General features: G+C 39.8%; 17 protein-coding genes. 8 read left to right on the top strand and 9 right to left on the bottom strand.

Annotated elements, in window-relative coordinates; translation table 11 throughout:
• Nucleotides 1-18: 18 nt before the first annotated feature.
• Nucleotides 19-2244 carry a CapA family protein gene (locus tag H5158_RS02230; RefSeq protein ID WP_220491207.1) on the bottom strand — a complete coding sequence of 742 codons (2226 nt, stop codon included), beginning with the start codon at nucleotides 2242-2244 and terminating at the stop codon, nucleotides 19-21.
• A gap of 252 nt (nucleotides 2245-2496) precedes the next feature.
• Between H5158_RS02230 and tyrR the strand changes: the two genes are divergently transcribed.
• Nucleotides 2497-4053, top strand: a complete 1557-nt coding sequence (gene tyrR, locus H5158_RS02225; protein WP_145237318.1) for a transcriptional regulator TyrR — start codon at nucleotides 2497-2499, stop codon at nucleotides 4051-4053.
• A 27-nt stretch (nucleotides 4054-4080) separates the two neighbouring features.
• Here the strand turns inward: tyrR and H5158_RS02220 are convergent, their stop codons facing one another.
• Nucleotides 4081-4572 carry a hypothetical protein gene (locus tag H5158_RS02220; RefSeq protein WP_404674458.1) on the bottom strand — a complete coding sequence of 164 codons (492 nt, stop codon included), beginning with the start codon at nucleotides 4570-4572 and terminating at the stop codon, nucleotides 4081-4083.
• Between the two features lie 108 nt (nucleotides 4573-4680).
• Between H5158_RS02220 and H5158_RS02215 the strand changes: the two genes are divergently transcribed.
• Entirely contained in the window at nucleotides 4681-5217 is a 537-nt protein-coding gene (locus tag H5158_RS02215; protein WP_182717070.1) for a thioesterase family protein, read from the top strand.
• 47 nt (nucleotides 5218-5264) lie between these two features.
• On the opposite strand, the gene H5158_RS02210 is transcribed toward H5158_RS02215, so the two are convergent.
• Nucleotides 5265-5918 carry an OmpW family protein gene (locus H5158_RS02210; RefSeq protein WP_149980817.1) on the bottom strand — a complete coding sequence of 218 codons (654 nt, stop codon included), beginning with the start codon at nucleotides 5916-5918 and terminating at the stop codon, nucleotides 5265-5267.
• A gap of 238 nt (nucleotides 5919-6156) precedes the next feature.
• Here H5158_RS02210 and H5158_RS02205 point away from each other — a divergent pair, with 238 nt between their 5' ends.
• The 3 genes from H5158_RS02205 to H5158_RS02195 all read left to right on the top strand — a co-directional run bounded on the left by H5158_RS02205 (nucleotide 6157) and on the right by H5158_RS02195 (nucleotide 9943).
• Nucleotides 6157-7575 carry an MATE family efflux transporter gene (locus H5158_RS02205; RefSeq protein WP_182717071.1) on the top strand — a complete coding sequence of 473 codons (1419 nt, stop codon included), beginning with the start codon at nucleotides 6157-6159 and terminating at the stop codon, nucleotides 7573-7575.
• Between the two features lie 281 nt (nucleotides 7576-7856).
• A complete protein-coding gene (dapE, locus tag H5158_RS02200; protein WP_182717072.1) occupies nucleotides 7857-9044 on the top strand; it encodes a succinyl-diaminopimelate desuccinylase in 1188 nt (395 codons plus the stop codon).
• Between the two features lie 227 nt (nucleotides 9045-9271).
• The gene (locus H5158_RS02195) at nucleotides 9272-9943 is read left to right on the top strand and encodes a hypothetical protein (RefSeq protein WP_182739372.1); all 672 of its coding nucleotides are present in this window, start codon (nucleotides 9272-9274) and stop codon (nucleotides 9941-9943) included.
• A 123-nt stretch (nucleotides 9944-10066) separates the two neighbouring features.
• Here the strand turns inward: H5158_RS02195 and H5158_RS02190 are convergent, their stop codons facing one another.
• From H5158_RS02190 to H5158_RS02180, 3 genes are all read right to left on the bottom strand, one after another.
• On the bottom strand, nucleotides 10067-10774 hold the full coding sequence (locus H5158_RS02190) for a response regulator transcription factor (RefSeq protein ID WP_182739371.1): 708 nt from the start codon (nucleotides 10772-10774) through the stop codon (nucleotides 10067-10069).
• Nucleotides 10775-10793: 19 nt separating this feature from the next.
• Nucleotides 10794-12407 carry an ATP-binding protein gene (locus H5158_RS02185; protein ID WP_182739370.1) on the bottom strand — a complete coding sequence of 538 codons (1614 nt, stop codon included), beginning with the start codon at nucleotides 12405-12407 and terminating at the stop codon, nucleotides 10794-10796.
• A gap of 163 nt (nucleotides 12408-12570) precedes the next feature.
• Complete coding sequence (locus H5158_RS02180) at nucleotides 12571-14283, bottom strand: lysophospholipid acyltransferase family protein (protein WP_182717076.1); 1713 nt, start codon at nucleotides 14281-14283, stop codon at nucleotides 12571-12573.
• Nucleotides 14284-14452: 169 nt separating this feature from the next.
• Between H5158_RS02180 and H5158_RS02175 the strand changes: the two genes are divergently transcribed.
• Together H5158_RS02175 and H5158_RS23260 are read left to right on the top strand one after the other, a co-directional pair.
• Complete coding sequence (locus tag H5158_RS02175) at nucleotides 14453-15373, top strand: glyoxylate/hydroxypyruvate reductase A (RefSeq protein WP_182739369.1); 921 nt, start codon at nucleotides 14453-14455, stop codon at nucleotides 15371-15373.
• A 98-nt stretch (nucleotides 15374-15471) separates the two neighbouring features.
• Nucleotides 15472-15603, top strand: a complete 132-nt coding sequence (locus H5158_RS23260; RefSeq protein ID WP_259399407.1) for a hypothetical protein — start codon at nucleotides 15472-15474, stop codon at nucleotides 15601-15603.
• 30 nt (nucleotides 15604-15633) lie between these two features.
• Here H5158_RS23260 and smrA read toward each other — a convergent pair whose 3' ends face one another.
• From smrA to H5158_RS02160, 3 genes are all read right to left on the bottom strand, one after another.
• Nucleotides 15634-16212, bottom strand: coding sequence for a DNA endonuclease SmrA (gene smrA, locus H5158_RS02170; protein ID WP_145237288.1), 579 nt, complete (start codon nucleotides 16210-16212; stop codon nucleotides 15634-15636).
• 134 nt (nucleotides 16213-16346) lie between these two features.
• A complete protein-coding gene (locus H5158_RS02165; protein ID WP_145237284.1) occupies nucleotides 16347-16592 on the bottom strand; it encodes a hypothetical protein in 246 nt (81 codons plus the stop codon).
• 99 nt (nucleotides 16593-16691) lie between these two features.
• Nucleotides 16692-17141, bottom strand: a complete 450-nt coding sequence (locus H5158_RS02160) for a hypothetical protein (RefSeq protein ID WP_149980809.1) — start codon at nucleotides 17139-17141, stop codon at nucleotides 16692-16694.
• A gap of 109 nt (nucleotides 17142-17250) precedes the next feature.
• Between H5158_RS02160 and H5158_RS02155 the strand changes: the two genes are divergently transcribed.
• Nucleotides 17251-17634 (top strand): response regulator, encoded by a 384-nt coding sequence (locus H5158_RS02155; RefSeq protein WP_145237278.1) that lies wholly within the window; start codon nucleotides 17251-17253, stop codon nucleotides 17632-17634.
• Nucleotides 17635-17662 lie beyond the last annotated feature (28 nt).

Below are 17662 nucleotides of genomic sequence, written 5' to 3'. Positions count from 1 at the left end.
TCCAAAATAGAATAGAGATTAATTAAAGGTGCTATACGTTAGTTTAAACGTAACAGAAGACGTTGCATTTAAACGTAAAAAGTCAAATCCATGGATTTTATCCGTGCGCCACATCGTATCAGTGAAGTTTACTTTTTGTTGCCATGAAATCATTGCCATATCATCCAACGCCAAGCTTGCTTCGCCACTATTTGGCGCAAAGTGACGCAAGGTAACTTTAATACCGCGCGGTGGTAACTTTTCTGGGCCAAGTGTTAAGTCGTCAGAAGGCAGTGAAAAGTCATAGTTTAAGGCTTGCCAGTCATGGTTACCAGCCGGTTCAATATCGACCAATTGAGTAGAAAATTCAAGGCCATCCTCAGCGGTGGTATAAACTATTTTTGCGTCTAGTTTTCCGGCGTTTTCAGCTTTACTGTAACCAAACAAACTAAACTCCTTGAAGACGTCAATTGAGCCATCATCATTAGGTAATTCCATTGCACGAATGGTTTGTCTAAATGGGAGCAGCGATGGCGTGTTATCAAACTGGGTGCGAGCAGAGCATAAGCCTTGCGCACCTGAACGAGCACCACTTAAGCAAGGCGTTACGCTGTCGCCGGTGTGATCCCAACGAGCAACTTCTAGTTGTTCATCATCGTTATCCCAATCTTCAAAGTCACCGAAAATCATTAAATCGCGCCCTAAAGTGACATCACTTGGCGATCCGTCAATGATTTCAAGTTTAGATAAAAATGCTTTTGTTGATGGAGCAAAGTTGCGTAAATCTAGAATGCTTTGATTTGGGGTAACTGTAACTGTTTCCGTGTGCTGAGAAACAGTCGCTTGATCTGCGGTGAAAAATACATCGGCATAACCATCTCGTGGGATCAAGGTAATGTTATTATCAGAAAACTCAGCCAGACGTCGTAATAAATAATCACTCAAAAAACCATTGGTAAATTTAGGCTGATACCCTTCAACATAAACAGGGTAAGCAAAAGCGCGCTTCGTCATAGGAGATGCATCTTTGTCTACATTTACTAACACCGCAACGCCAAGCAGCGTTTCTAAGCGGTCTTGGTCAAACACAAAATTGCCTAAGCCTAAAATGGCAGGTACGCCATTAAAAACTGCAAAGCCTTGGGCAATATGCGGATGATGAGCAACTAATAAATTGGTTTGTTGTTTGGATAAAGAATTAAACCTGCCTTTAATGTAACCGCTGGGTTGATAAGTGTATTCATCACCACCATGCATTTGGGCAATTACATAATCACTATTTTGCACTGCATCATTAAGATAGTTGGAGACTAATTCTGTTTCTGTTAAATCTGCGGCACCGCCTTTTGTGGCATCGGTAACATAGGTAATTGCATGTTCTTTACCTGTAATGGAGGTCGCTGAAAAAAGTCCTAACGTGAGTGTTCCCACATCCATGAACTTTGCTTGGTAAGCACTGGCTATGTTTTTCCCTGCGCCACTGTGAGCAAGGCCAGCGCTATCTACTTCAAGCAAAGTATCATTGAGGCCATCTTCTAAAAAGTCATACACATGATTATTTCCTAGTGCGACGTAATCAATACCAATGGCTTTGATCCCATCTAGCGTCTCAGGTAATGAAAAAAAGCTAAACTCTTTTGTTGGATGTGCTGCTTCAGGACTACTTGTTATCGGTGTCTCTAAGTTTACTGATGAAAAATCAGCAGCTTGAAAAAATGGTGCGACAAAATGTGTTAATGCTTGAGCATTTTCACTGGCTGTTGCTGGACGAATAAGTGCCCCTGCGACATCAGGGATCGCAGCCGTCATAGTTGCCAAAGAGGGATCTAAAAAGCGTCGTGCAAACATAGTATCGCCAGCAAATAGCAGGCTAACCGAGTTACTACTCTTAGCTGTTAGGGTCAGCTGTTGCTGAGTGTTATCAGCAGTAATTTTGACTGTAGCGACAGCAGGGAAGTAACTTTCATCAGCGATCATTAACCGATGGTTACCTGTTGTAATACCTGAGTAATTAATTTGCCCACTGGCATTTGTTTGATACTGCTGTCCTGCAAACTCAACCATGATGCCAGCCACACTATTAGCTTGCTGATCGGTTATTGTGATTACACCATTAAACGTTTTTTTTAAATAATCATCGCGCAGTTGTGCATCGCTCTTTTGGGCTTGTGTTTCGCCTGTATCATAGGGGTCTTCAACCTTACAGCCAGCGATAATTAGGGCTAAGCAGAGAATAGAAAAGAGTTTATATTTTTTAATTTTCAAACAAGCCTCGTTATCACTGTAGTTACATTTTTTAATACGTTTTCATTATACGGATTTTTTGTGGAAATGATATTAGCCAAGTATTTGAATTTTTCTAATATCATTCATACTAAATTATAGTCAGTTGCCATAAAAAGTCTTTGCAATAATGGTTAGTATCATTTGTCCAAAAATCTTTACAATAGACTACCCAGCGATGGGTAGTTAGCGTATTATTTGCGACATAGTAGGTTTTCTCTTTTTGAGGGTGAAATGCGTTTAGATATCCATTGTGCAGACCGCATCGGTATTGCTCAAGAAATACTCAATATTTTAGTCAACTATCGCGTTGATTTAAAAGGTATTGAAGTTGATTCAATTAACTGTCGTATGTATGTGAGTTTTCCACCGATTGAATTTGAGCAGTTTCAAAAAATCATGCCCTCAATTCGATTAATTGATGGTGTACAGGATGTACGTACCACCGCTTTTTTACCTTCTGAGCGTGAGCATAATGAGCTCAACACATTGTTGCGTGCGCTACCAGATGGTGTGATCTCAATTGATGCCAAAGGTTGGGTAAGGCTTTGCAACGATGCTGCATGTAAAGACTTACAGTTAACTGAAAAAGAAGTTATTGGTTCAAATATTAATAATCTATTGAAAGGCTTTAACTTTACCCGTTGGTTAGAAGGCAAAGAAGTACTGGGACAAACAACCCGGGTTGAGGTGGCTGGTGAAGATTTTATCGCGGATATCTTGCCAATCGCAGTACCACAAGGCAATGAAGGTGATGTATTGGCCGGTGCGGTGATCAACATTAAATCACAAAGCCGTTTAGGTCAGCAGGTAAGTGCGTTTCGTCGTTATGGTCAAGAAAGCTTTGCAACTATTCACAACTTTAGCACTGCGATGCGTCGTGTGGTTCGTGAAGCGCGTAAAATGGCGCAACTTGAAGCTCCGATACTTATCACTGGTGAAACCGGTACCGGCAAAGAGTTACTGGCACGCGCTTGTCACTATGCATCTAATCGTTCTGTGAAACCTTTTATCGCTTTATCGTGCGCTTCACTGCCTGATGATGTTGCTGAGTCTGAATTATTTGGTTATGCCGGTTATGAAGAAAATGCAGCGCCAAAACGCGGCGTGTTAGAGCAAGCGGATGGTGGCACGGTATTTTTAGATGAAGTGGGTGAAATGTCTACCCAACTTCAAACTAAGTTACTGCGCTTTTTACAAGATGGCACATTTCGCAAAGTTGGCGATGAGAACGAAGTAAAAGTAAATGTACGCATTATCGCCGCCACGCAAAAAGATTTACCCGCGATGGTACAAGAGGGTACGTTTAGAGAAGATTTATACTATCGGATCAATGTACTGACTTTAGAAATTGCTCCACTACGTGATCGTAAAGCTGATGTAGGGCCACTTGCAGAACATTTTATTCAAAAATATGCGCAGCAAAATGGTCATGCAATTCCGGAACTATCTGCAGAGTGTTTGTCGTTTTTACAAGATTATCCTTGGCCGGGCAATGTCCGCCAATTAGAAAATGCGATATACCGTGCGGTCTCGTTATTAGATGATAACGAGCTGCGTGTTGAGCATTTACAATTACCTGCATTTACCCATGATTTAGGGTACTTGGAGTCTGATTTTGAGGGCTCGCTCGATCAAGCTGTAAAGCGTTTTGAGGCTACATTATTACGTAAGTTGTACCCTGCTTACCCAAGTTCGAGACAATTGGCTAAGCGTTTAGGGTTAAGTCATACCGCAGTTGCAAATAAGCTACGTGATTACGGCATTAATCGTAAAACGGTAAAAGTGTAAACTGACTCAAATCAACAGTATTGGGTACTATTGCTTAGTACCCATATCTTTGGTTACACCGTCAATAGCGACAGTATCGATACCCTCAGCGGTGAACTTAATTAAGATACTGATGTTATTACGGGCAAAAAAGTAATCTTTGTTATCTAAACTGATAACATAATCCCCTTTTACCGCGCCTTTATATTGACGTTTTTCAAGTTTGATTGTGTGTTCGCCAATTTCCCAGCTGAATCCTTCAATAAAGCCATTATTAAATTCTTGCACCCACACTTGTTGCTCGTCTTTTGCTAAAGTAATAGCAATGGAATAGGATTCAGGTAATTGCATATCATAGCTTTTTTTACCTATAGTAAACTTGCTATTTTGTTGCTGCCAAGCAAACCCAAATTGAAACGGCTTTTCAACCCCAGTTGGATAACGTACGTTTCCTTCGCCTGGATAGTTAAAGTCGGCCATCGCGCTGGTACTCATCAATGCTAATACCACACTTAAATAAGAAACTGATTTTTTCATCATTTTTCTACTATTATTTATAATCAGAGAATTTCAGAGTAGAGCAGAATATTCTCCAATGCAATACGCTATGCTACACTCACAAAATTGTTAACTGGTAAGACCTTTATTGTGAACTTATATTTTCGTCTTTTATTATTATTTTTTAAAATCAAACGTAACCGTGATTATCAATCATTGTTAGACACTGTGGATATAGATTACAAAGCGCTGCCAAGTGATTGTGATATTAATTTACATCTTACTAACTCTCGTTATTTAGCAATGATGGATTTAGCTCGCACTTGGATGACTGAGCGAGTTGGCTTGCTTGAAACGATTATGAAAAAACGTTGGTTTCCTATCGTTAACGCCACGGCCATTACTTATATTCGTGATATTAAGCCAATGCAACGCTATACCATTAGCACGCGCTTAGTGGGTTGGGATCATAAGTATTTTTATATTGAGCAAAAATTTCATTCCGAGCGTGGCTTGCATGCGATCGCCTATGTAAGAGGTGTGTTTAAGCGCAAGCGAGGTGTCGTCAGCGTAGAAGAAATGCTAGAGGCGGTAAACTTCGACGGTGTTGTGCCTATATTACCAGCGGAAATTATACACTGGAAAGAAATGTTAGAGCAGAAAAAAATAACAAATCTTCCCAGCTGATTTTACACACACAGATAAAAAGGCCATCAGGCCTTTTTAGAGCATGCTTAAAAAGCGTATTTAACCCCTAACATGGCAACTACAGGGTCAATTTTTACTGTTGAAGTGAGGGCTTGCTTGCCACCGGCATACACAGTTGCATCGGTTTCAATATCCATGATTGATACCATTGCGTGTACGCCCCAGTTTTGATCTAGCATGTAATTGAAGCCTGCTTGGGCTACAAAACCAAATGAATTATCAAGCTTGACTTCAACGTTATCGGTACCCAGTACTGTTTTTAGTGCGGCTGAAGGTTGCTCATCAAAAAACACTGTGTAGTTAATACCCACACCAACGAACGGACGAAATGCTGAAGTGCTTTCTAAAAAGTGATACTGAGCGATTAGTGACGGCGGTAATTGCTTAATATCTGCTATTTTATTGCCAGCTAAACCACCTGCGCCATTAACTTCATGAGAAAAGGGTGTTGCAGCAACCAATTCTAGAACCCACTGATCGTTAAATGCATAGTCAACTGTAATACCTAGTTGTGTATCCGAGCTACCTTTTAAGCCTAAACTTGGATCTTCATTGATCGCTGAGCTGCTATTGTCAGGGTTAACATTAATAGCACCGACATTAACGCTTAAGTTTGCACTGGCGAAAGGAGACGCGATTAAAAGTGAGGTGAGTAACGCTGCGCTAAGTTGTTTTTTCATGCTGTTCTCCGAGAACTACTTTTTTGAATTGACGCTATTATCAGCCAAAAAAAAAATATAAAACTGTTCTAGATCAAGCTTTATAACAGGGTATAAAACGGCGCAGCGTTTGTTTGATTTAGATTAAGGTTTACTTAATTGACGTTTAAAATCGATTGACAGTGCACTCTTTTTTATTGCTATTCATCAATAGGTCAGGAAAATAAGTTATAATTGCTGCTTAAAGCAAGGGTATACAATGAACGAAACCAACCATCTTTTTCTGTCTGGCTCTATTAGCAAAGCACTGTTAAAACTTGCAGTTCCTATTATTCTTATCAACATTTTACAATCTGCCTATCAATTAACCGATGCGTTTTGGGTTGGTCGCTTAGGGGCGGCACAAGTTGCAGCGGTGTCAGTAAGTATGCCGGTGACTTTTTTAGTGATTGCGATTGGCTCTGGACTTGCGATGGCGGGGGCAATTTTGTCAGCGCAATATATGGGGGCTGGCCAACAAGATAAAGTAAACCATGTGGCCGCGCAAACAGTGTTAATGGTGACTGTGACAGCCATTTTTTTAGGAGTTATCGGTTATTTGCTATCGCCTTACTTTTTACATTTACTGGGTGTTGAAGATGCCGTTTATAACGATGCTTTAAAATTTATGCATGTGTCATTTGTGGGGGTGGTATTTGTATTTATTTATGCCATGTTTCAAGCCTTAATGCGGGGTATTGGCCAAACCAAGGTGCCATTGATCATTGTTTCCGTAACCGTGTTGCTAAACTTTGTACTCGATCCATTATTTATTTTTGGTTATGGCAGCTTTACAGGTCTTGGGGTGATGGGGGCAGCGCTGGCTACATTGGTGACACAAAGTTTGGCAGCCATTGCTGGCATTGTTATTTTTATGCGTGGTCGCCATGGTATTAAGCTAAAATTATCAAGTTTCATTCCTGATTACAGTTATATCAAACAAGCGTTTTATTTAGGTGCACCAGGCTCTGTGGAGTTGTCAGCGCGTGCATTTGGTTTGATTATCATGTCTTTTTTAGTGGCTAGTTTTGGCACTCAAACCATTGCTTCTTATGGTGTTGGTTCAAATATATTACAGATGGTGATGATCCCGGCTATGGGACTCTCGATGGCTGTGTCGACCTTGGTCGGACAAAACATGGGCGCAGGTAACCCGCAACGAGCAGAGCAAATTACTAAGTTGGCGGTACTTTGGGGATTATGTGGTTTGTCTTTTATTGGGGCGATTGCATTTATATTTGCACCTTACTTAGTGGCATTTTTTATCCCCGATGATCAAGGTGTGATAGCCAAAGGCGCACAGTTTATTCGTGTTATGTGCTTAACTTGGGGCGGAATAGGCGTGCAATTATGTGTGGTGGCTGCATTTAGAGCATCAGGGAACATGCTTAATGCGATGTTGTTGGCGCTGTTTTCTCAATGCGTAGTACAGTTTCCGGTGGCGTATATTTTGTCAAAACACACACATCTGGGCGATCACGGCATTTGGTACTCGTTTGCTGTCACCAATGTGATCGTCGCATCGCTATCGTATTTGTGGTTTTGTCGTGGTCGTTGGCAACAAACAAAATTGACCAAAGATGATAAAGATATCGCTAAAGTTAGCCAAGAAGCATTCATCGAAGAAGGTGCACACTAATACCAATCGACTTAAATATTTAACCATTCTAGCGCGCTAAATAAAGCGCTAACTGCGTTAGTAATTTTTCATTTAAGACTGCATGGATGCAAGAGGTAGAGCAATGCAGGAGCAATTGCCGAGAACAACTACATGTCAAAATCTCTGCCTTGTTATCACTGTATTTTTCTGTCGCTATAAATGGTCAGTAACTTAAAACGATTAGTATAATCCGTGTTTCATAAAGCGGTCATAAATTCAGGTTGTAATGAATACACTCTCTCTTAATAAGGGTGTTAATTATGACTTTAGCTATCCAATCTCACACCACGAATGATGCAATCCACACTGATACGGTGGTCAGTTACCTTCAAAAGCTGATCCAATTTAAATCTGTTACACCACAGCAAGCCGGGGCAATAGACTGGTTAGCAAAGCAGTTAACAGACTTTGGCTTTAACTGTGAACAGTTTACCTTTAATAATGTTACTAACTTAATAGCTAAAGTAAGCTTTGGTGATGGGCCACGCTATGCTTTTTCGGGGCATATTGATGTGGTCCCCGCATCTGGAGGGGCGTGGCGAGCAGAACCATTTTCAGGTGATATTATTGATGGCGCGATTTATGGCCGAGGCGCTGCTGATATGAAAGGGGGCGTTGCCGCCATGTTATGTGCCAGTCGTGCATTACTAGCTAACGTAGCTGCAAAAAAAGGTACTTTTTACTGGTTGATCACCTCTGATGAAGAAGGGGAGGCGGAATATGGTTCACTACTGATTGCCGAGCGTTTAGCGCAACAGGGCATCCAACTTGACGGCTGCATTGTCGGCGAGCCAACCAGTCATTTGCATGTTGGTGATACAATCAAAAATGGCCGTCGAGGTGCACTCTCTGCGCGGTTAGTGATCAACGGCAAAGCAGGGCATGTTGCTTATCCAGAAAACACCATCAATGCAGCTCATCTTAGTGCAGAAGTAATCAAGCGCTTGACTAGCATAACTTGGCAGCGTGACGAGCCAAGTTCACATACGAGCTTGCAAATAACCGGGATTAATATTGCAAATGTGGTCGATAATATGGTGCCAGCACGATGTGAAATGACATTTAATATTCGTTATAGCCATGGTTATAAAAGCAGTGATATAAAAAATGAGATTCAATTCGCGTTAGACGATTTACAAGCTTTGCTGAGTGTGGAATGGGAGCGTCCGTGTGAGCCTTTTTATACGAGTCATCAAACGCGTCGCTGTTTATTGACTCAAGTTGAACAAGCTATTTTTAATGTGACAGGCAGTTATCCTTTATTAAGTACCAGTGGCGGAACTTCTGATGGGCGGTTTTTTGCCAATGACTACACCCAAGTGATTGAATGCGGGGTACGAAATAATACCATCCACCAAGTTAACGAGCATGTGCCTATTAATGACTTACTAAAAATTGAGAAAATATATACACAGCTTTTAGAGCAGGTATTTAGCCGTATCAGCTGACTATAACGCAAGGCCATCATTAAACTGTTCATTATAAACAGACAATTTCTGACAATGTCCGACAAGCGCTGAGAGATGTCTCGTAAAGGATATGCTAACATTTTTTCAGTAAATTTCGCTATTCGAAATAAAATACTTAGTAATTGATTAATAAAAAATTATTAAAGTAATAACAGCGTTTAGTGCGGTTTTTAGCGTTGATAAAATTAAACATTATGGAGATTGTTATGAGCACCAGTAATAAAGGATTTAGTATTGCACTGTTGTTTGGTGTGGCAGCTGCTTTAAGTGGATGTGGTGAAAGCACGGATGAATTAGATGATAAATTAACCCATCAAGCAAATATGTCTTTCATAAATTCATTGGATTATATGGCTGACTTTCATGTCAAAAAAAGGAGTATTAGCACCGGCTACAGTGGTTTATTCGATAGTGATAACATCGCTGCGGGCGATGTAGAGGCCAATGCTGTGGGTAGTCGCTATAACTACAGTTATAAAGTAATCAATAACATGATTAACTTGGGAGTTAAAGATAGTATCAATGCGAATAAAGAGGAACGCATAAATACAACTTTGAGTAATAACGACGATTTATGGGTAATTGCTTGGCAATCTTCAGGTAAGCGGACTTTGTCTGTCATTGATAAAAAACAAAACAATACTGCAGATGTATTTAATGTGCGTTTATTTGCCAACGGCGAGTATGATGTGTCAATTGATGATAAAAAAGTATTAACTACAAAAAAGGGCAGTGTCACAGCGTTCTTAGCGGTGAGTAATTGTGCTAATGGCCTAAAAGTTGCCAATCAGGCTATCGATTTATGTGCGGGTAATTTTGGCGCTTCATATTTATTAGTTGTCGATAGTAATGGTAAACGAGTAATGGCTGAAGAATAACTTTAGATTAAAACTCCTCTGGTTAGTGTGAAATAGTTGCTGAGATAGATGTATTATCCACAGTTCAAGTCTCTCAAAGGCGCTACTCCCATGTTGGAGATATAGCGCCATATCCACCTAGAACTACCAAGCACTAACTACAAATAAGTAGCCTTTGGAACGGATAGTCTTAATTTTTATTGGGTTACGCGCATTATCACCGAGCTTCTTGCGTAACTGGCTAATATGATTATCAACACCACGTTCAATTCCATCATAGTGATAACCTTTTATTTTTTCAACAATGTCACTACGTGACAGAATAACTCCTGCATTTTTAGCAAGCAGTAGCAGTAGGTCATATTCGCCGTCTGTGAGCTGGATATGTTGCGTTGCTAAAGAGACAGTTCGGTTGTGCGTATTAATGATTAATTGCCCAAACGTTATAGACTCTTTCGTTTGTGGCTTTATGGCGAGTGGATCTGTGGGATGTCCACGTCTTAAAAAAGCTTTAATTTTTGCCAGTAGTAAGCGAGGTTTCACCGGCTTTAATAAATAATCGTCGGCACCAATTTCAAGCCCTACAACCTGATCAATTTCTTCTTCTCGTGCAGTAAACATCAAAATATAGCCGCTGTATGACTGCCTTACTTCGCGGCATACCGTTAAGCCATCCTTGTTCGGTAACATAACGTCAAGCAGCACCAGAGCTGGCTGCCACTGAAGAATACGGGAGACCGCATGCTTGCCATTTGATTCTATTTCAACCTGATAGCCTTCAATCGTTAAATACTCTTGAATTGACTCAGCGAGCGGTAAATCATCTTCTACCACTAAAATCTTTGTTTTCATTTCTTGTTCTCTATGTGGATTATCGATGTGTGCGTTTGGCAGGCCAATTTAGTATGAAACATGCACCACCTAAGCTGGATGGCTCAACACTCGCGGTTCCTTCATGCCAGCCTAAAATTTGTTTAACGATTGCAAGGCCTAGTCCGGTTCCACCGACTTGCAAATTACGACTTTGATCTTCTCGATAGAATGGTTCAAATACCTTCTCAGCACAGGGTAAAGGAATACCATCACCGTTATCAGCAACACAAATCAGCCAGCCTTTTGCGGTTTGTTCATAGCTTACTTGAATATGGTTTCTTCCATACGCTATGGCATTGCGCATTAAATTACTTAATGCACGGCTCATATAAAACTTATCAATCATTGCATGGCAAACGCCTTGTTCAAGTAAAACAATCTCAGTATCAGGGTTGGCTTCTTGCCAACAGATTAACTCTTGTTTTATCCAATGATTAAGTTCAACGGTTGCAAATGTAAGAGTGGGTATTTCGCGCTCAAATCGAGCATGTGTAAGCATTTCTGACACTAATGAATTTAGTTCATTCAAAGATAATTCAATCCGCTCTAGTTGCCCTAGTTGATAGTCATTGGTTGTACTATTTCTAAGTAATTCAACATTGAATTCAATGCGTGCGATGGGAGTTCGCAATTCATGTGATACAGCATTGATCAGAGTTTTATGAGAAGAGATAAGGCGTTGTATTTTTTCGGCCATGGTATTAAACGTTTTGGACAAGTGGTTTAGATGGCTAAAACGAATTAGCTTAGCGCGAGCATCAAATTTACCTTGTCCAAGTAATATCGCCACTTTATTGAGCGATAACATAGAGCGCCAGCCAGGAATTAACCATATTATAATTGGTATAAGCAGAAAAAAGCCGAATATAAAATAAAAGATACTTAACATGTACACCACTTTGCCCTTTAGTTGAGGGCTAAAAGGGCCAAGTACAATTACTTTATCGCTATTTTTGATGCGCTGTACGGCAATGTCAGCGGGATAGCCAATAAAATCAGAATCCGCAGTTGATATGGTCACAATAGCTCCTGTTTTTAATTGGGCTATTTGTTGCTCTGTGTAAGTTAACTCACTCAATGTCATCAGTGCAACGGGATATGTAAAAGCATCACTGAGCGAATCAATTATCGACGGCCAGCTCTGCTGTGGGTGTTGCATCAGCATATTATTCAGTAGGTAAAAAGAGCCCATCATCCAACGTTGCGCTTCGTTGATCAGATGCTTAGGAACCGTATTGGGTTTTACAATTACTAATAGCTGTTCGTCATCTATTTTTCGATATGCTAAATCTGCTTGCGGATCACCCCAAATTTTATCCTCTGCGAGCCAAGATTGTTGCTCACTTGAAAAATCATTTTGTTGATAGTCTTGTAAAGTAAGTTCAAAGCCAAAATTAGCTTGTATGTTTTGTAAGTAGGCCATTCTCTGGTGTTTAGGTATGGATTGTAATTGTTGTGCAAGAAGATCCGTAGAGCCTGATGTTAAAAACTCTAAAGCCCATTTTTCAGTAGGGTATCTGACGTTACTTTCAAAATGAGGTATCACCAATAATTGAATGCTAACTACCGAAAAAATAATGATAAAAGCTAAAAATAGCAGGGACCTTTTCATAGCTGTTCTGTCAACAATTTGTGTACAACCACTTTATCATATCTGCACATAAAAACTACTTTTGATAGCATACTGCGAGCGCAAATTCACGTTACGGATCAAAAGTAGGTTTAGTAAATAAGCTAGATGGCTGGTCGCTGTTATTTTATACACCTTTGCGTTCTTAGTTCTTTCCTAAATATCTTTTTGCTTTGCCTGCTTTTACTTTTTCAAGATCAACAAGCACTAAGCCATCAATACAATTATTGAAATCAGGATCAACACTAAAACTTAAAAACTGTACGCCGCCAGGCTCACATAGTTCGGTGTATTGTTTAAATAAAGTGGGTACTTGGGCACCCATGTTTGCGAGCACATGTTTGAGCTCAACAAAGTCTTCTTTGACATCATTACCGCTAAATAGATTTGCGCACTGTATGAGTTGCTGCTCTGTGAGTTTGAACTCATTATTAGGTGTAGCAATAACCTGCTTAGCGCCGTAATAATGCTGATAATAATGAACTAACATGGCTTTGGCAGGTTCTGGCAACGCGTTCGAGACACTGACTGCGCCGTAGAGGTAGCGATACTGAGGATAATTTTTCACAAACGCGCCAATCCCATACCATAAATAATCAAGACTTTTACGACCCCAGTATTTAGGTTGTACAAAGCTGCGACCCAGTTCAATACCTGCAGCAAAGTAAGGAGTCATTGCATCACTGTAAGAAAATAAGCTATCAGTATATAAACCTTTGCGGCCGTGTTTATCAATAATAGCTTGAGCACAAGCAAGTCGGTATGCGCCAACCAATTCAAGTTGTGAGCCGTCCCATAAAACCAAGTGCTGATAATCCATATCGTACTTATCAATATCACGACGCTTACCACTGCCTTCACCAACAGTGCGAAACGAAATCTCTCGTAACCGGCCAAGCTCTCTGAAAATCGCTGAGCTGCCTTGATATTGATAAAGGTATATCTGCATGCCGTCTTGAGTTGTGCCTAATAGCTCACACTGTTCGATGGCTTTTTTTAGTTCCTTGCGGCATTCTGAGGAGGCGATGGGTGCTTGTGTTTTAAGCGGTAAGGTTTTCTTTGAGGTAAGTGCATAAAGCTGCTTACGGATCAGATTGACTACTTCTTTGTCTTTAAGGTTTTCAATTAAATAAGACTCTGGAGGTATCGATGCGCCTATTTCAAACTCTAATGATTTTTGTCGTTGTTTAAACATTTCTTTAACCAGTAATAAACTCGCTAAAGGCTTGTAAATCATCGATGTGCCATAAAAAAGTGGGCTATTTTTGGCTTTAATAAAAATCGGTAAAATTGGCGCATTGGCTTTTTTTGCGATCCGTAAAAAACCACTATTCCACTTGCAATCTTTAATTCCGGTAGGGCTTAAACGCGACACTTCACCTGCTGGGAAAATGAGAATGGCCCCAGCTTCTTTAAGGTGCTGGTGGATATTATTGAGTTCTTGCTTTTTACTGTCACCCGATAAATTATCGACCGGCAGTAATAATGAGTGCATTGGCGTAACTGACATTAACATGCGATTGGCAACGACCTTTAAATCCTTACGAACACTTGATAATACTTTAATTAATGCCAGTGCATCTAAAGAGCCAATAGGGTGGTTAGCAACAATAACTAACTTACCTTCGCTAGGAATATTCTCAATCTGCTTTGGCTTGTAGCGAGTATCAAAATCTAGTTCATCCAACACTTGCTCAACAAACTCAATGCCTTGTAAGTGCGGGTAGGCATCACCAAATGCAACAAATTCTTGTTCGTGAAGCAAATAACCTAACCCTTTTTTAACTAAACTTTTTACTTTAGGTGAGTTTTCTAATTGTGGTAGATTTGCTGCGATTACTTTATCAACACTGATCATAATTACCTCGTTTGCATATGGTGATCAATATATCGCCAGAGTAAAAGCTTGCCATGACAATTAGGTTGCAGTTGTGTGACTTTTTAAAGAGCCGAGCAGTAATTCGATTAGATTAAATGTTTTAACAAAGGTTATACTCTTTGCAAATCAACAACTCTATAGGCATAACATGAGCGTACTCGTTGCGATTAGTGGACGTGATTGCAGTAAAATTATTACTGCGTTAGCGACTAAATTACCCGATGTAAAAATTTCACAGTGGCCAGATTGTGATAACTTAGAGGATGTTGAATTTGTGCTTGCTTGGCTGGCACCTGCAGATATGTGGGCACAACTACCAAATTTAAAAGTAGTTTCTTCATTTGGCGCAGGGGTCGATAGCATTGATTTAAACTTACTCCCTGACAATGTCGTTGTGACACGCATCGTTGATGAAAATTTAGCTCATGATATGGCAGAGTATGTGCTTACCCATATTTTAGCGCATAAGTTAAGGCTTAAAGACTATGTGATTAAGCAACAACAACGACAATGGCTGCCAAAACGCGCTTATAGTCATAATCATGTTGTGATTTTAGGTTTTGGTGAGTTAGGACAAAGCTGCGCTAAACGTTTACTGGCTAATAATTTTACCGTAAGTGCATTTTCACAAAACCCTAAAAATATACCCGAAGTAAATTGTATTCATCAAGCAAGTGAGTTACCGAGTTTGTTAGCACAAGCTGATTATCTCGTGTGTTTATTTCCACTAACCACGCAAACGAAGGGCTTTATTAATCGCAACTTATTAATGCAGCTACCAAGTCATGCTGTGCTCATCAATGTAGCGCGAGGCCAGCACGTCGTTGCAGACGATTTACTTTGGGCATTAGATAATCAAATTATAAGAGGAGCCACATTGGATGTTTTTGCACAAGAGCCATTAGCTGCAGAGCATCCTTTTTGGCGTCATTCAGCGGTTACAATGACTCCCCATTGCGCGGCATTGTCTGATCTGGAAACTGTAACGCAGCAGATTGCTAATAATGTACAACGTATGAAAACAGGCCTTAAATTAAATAATCAGGTTGATAGAACAAAAGGTTATTAAAAGTTCAGCGACAATAGTGCAGTACATCTTGTTAACATCTGTAATTTTAGTTAGTCTAGTTAACTCAAAAAACACTAACAATAATAATAAGGTGTACAATGAAACAGCATCAAACAGGCGTTAAATTTAGTATTATCGTTATTTCAGTGGCTTTAATGGGTGTGTCTGCATGGTTTAATCAAGCTAATGCAAGTGAACAAGCCCCCGTTTTACAAAGCCAAACAGAATAAATAGAACCAACAATTGATATCGAAGCCGGGTTAGCGTTTACTATGACGCTCCCGGTTCTCACTCTTCTTCTCATCACTTTTTTTAATTAACACATAGCTTGCACCACTGCCACCATGATGCCTAAGCGCACTATGAAAGGCTAATACGCAGTCAATTTCTTGTAGCCATTTATTGGTATAACTTTTTAACACTCCAGGGGTCTTTTTGTTTTTGATACCAGTGCCGTGGCGGATCACTACCACACGAATATTACGTTTTTGGCAATCAGTTATAAATTCAAATAAGGCTTGGCGTGCGTTTTTTAGTGTTTGGCCATGTAAGTCAAGTGTCGCATCAAGCTGATACTTAGCTAATCGAAGATTTTTAAATACAGCATCTTGCACTCCCGCATTTTTATAACTCAATAGTGCATTAGGCTCTAATAGCTCGACTAATTCACTACGTAGATAATTTTCATCGATGTTTAAATTTAATTCTGCGGCTTTGCGTTTTTGTTGCTGTGCTAAAGAGGGGCCAGTTAAGTGTTGTGATGGTTCGATCGTATCGTGATCTAGGCGAGCAACGTCTTCCATAGACGTTAAAAATAAATCAGAGTCAGTTAAAGGCATAGTGATACCCAAAATAGCATAATACGCCGATGATTTTAACTTAGTTCATTTTGCTGCCCAAGTTCTATTCGCGCAAAAAAATACCCTACCGAGCAAAGCCCGGTAGGGTACATAAAATTATCTAGGGAGAGATATTAATTTTGCGGCACATTTAATTGCCCAAAGGTATAAACCTTGAACAAGTAAAACGTGTTTATCAACACTAAACTCATGTTTGAAATAACACTCGACGACATTAAATCCAAGCTAAATGACAAAAACAGTAAAGCACAGGCGCTGATCGCCGCTACACGCAGTATTGTTAATTGATTGATAAAAAACGCCCCTAATCCTAGGGCTAACAGGATAATATTTAAAAGCCAATCTAGCTCGTTTAGCATGGTTGTATCGTTGTTCAAGTGTTGAAAAAAGGAGCGCCATTATGTTGATATTTTGCGCACCTTTCAACCAAGTAATTTTATATTTTCAGATTAGTTTTTTTAATCTAAAATTAATTTTTGTAATGCAGAAAAAAAGCCGGCTTGTTCGGTTACTCGATATTTTTGACAAGTATCTGGTTGCTTATTGTTTTGACATAAATAAAGGCTATTACGCGCTAAATCGGCATTTGGCTGCAAATTTGAGTCAAATAACATGGCGCCATAACCAAACAGTCCCGGCCAATATACACTTTGCGTTACTAATCCTAATTTTTCATAGGTTAATAACTGTGGTTTGGGGATAACTAAAATAGTAAACACAATAACACCCGCTACAATAATGCCTGTGCGGCTTTTTTTTGTTTCAGCTAATTCACTACTAGCAGTTTGTGTTTGTGCTTGCGTGACGTTTGCCTGAGCAGGCGCTTTTCGCTTGTTAGTTGGTGCCGTTGGTTTTTTTCGTTGAGGCGTTTTTCCTAGCAAGGATTGTTTTTTTATATTATTTGACATAAAGCAAATCTGGCCTTTTAAGCAGAGCTCTCTATAATGAGATTATTAAATTAGAAAAGTTATTAAGCATAATAACTTAAACCTAGTTCATAACCTACGGGGATCAACAATGAATACGCAGCTTTCAATTTTAATAGTGGATGATGTGGGAACAGTGCGCAGCTTTCTCCATCAAACATTAATGCACTTAGGTATTGAAAATGTTAGAGAAGCGTCGACAGCTGCGCAATGTATAAGTGCTTGCCAAGCGGCCGATTATAATATTATTTTTTTAGATATTGAGTTGCCAGACGGTGATGGTAAAGAGATTATCGCGCAGATCAATGAAATAAACCCACAAACTAATGTCGTTATGGTATCGGCTCACTCAACGGTTGAGAATGTTAAAGATGCAATCGATAAAGGGGCTAAAGGATTTGTGGTAAAACCATTTACACCGAAGAAAATAGCGGCAATGTTGAAAAAGTTTTATCCAGAATTAGACGTTGTTTAACGCAACAACAGTGTTTAAATAATTTTAA

It is taken from the genome of Pseudoalteromonas sp. SR45-6, from assembly GCF_014163545.1.
Taxonomy (GTDB): Bacteria; Pseudomonadota; Gammaproteobacteria; order Enterobacterales; family Alteromonadaceae; genus Pseudoalteromonas; species Pseudoalteromonas rhizosphaerae.
This window is presented reverse-complemented; position numbering and strand designations above follow the sequence as displayed.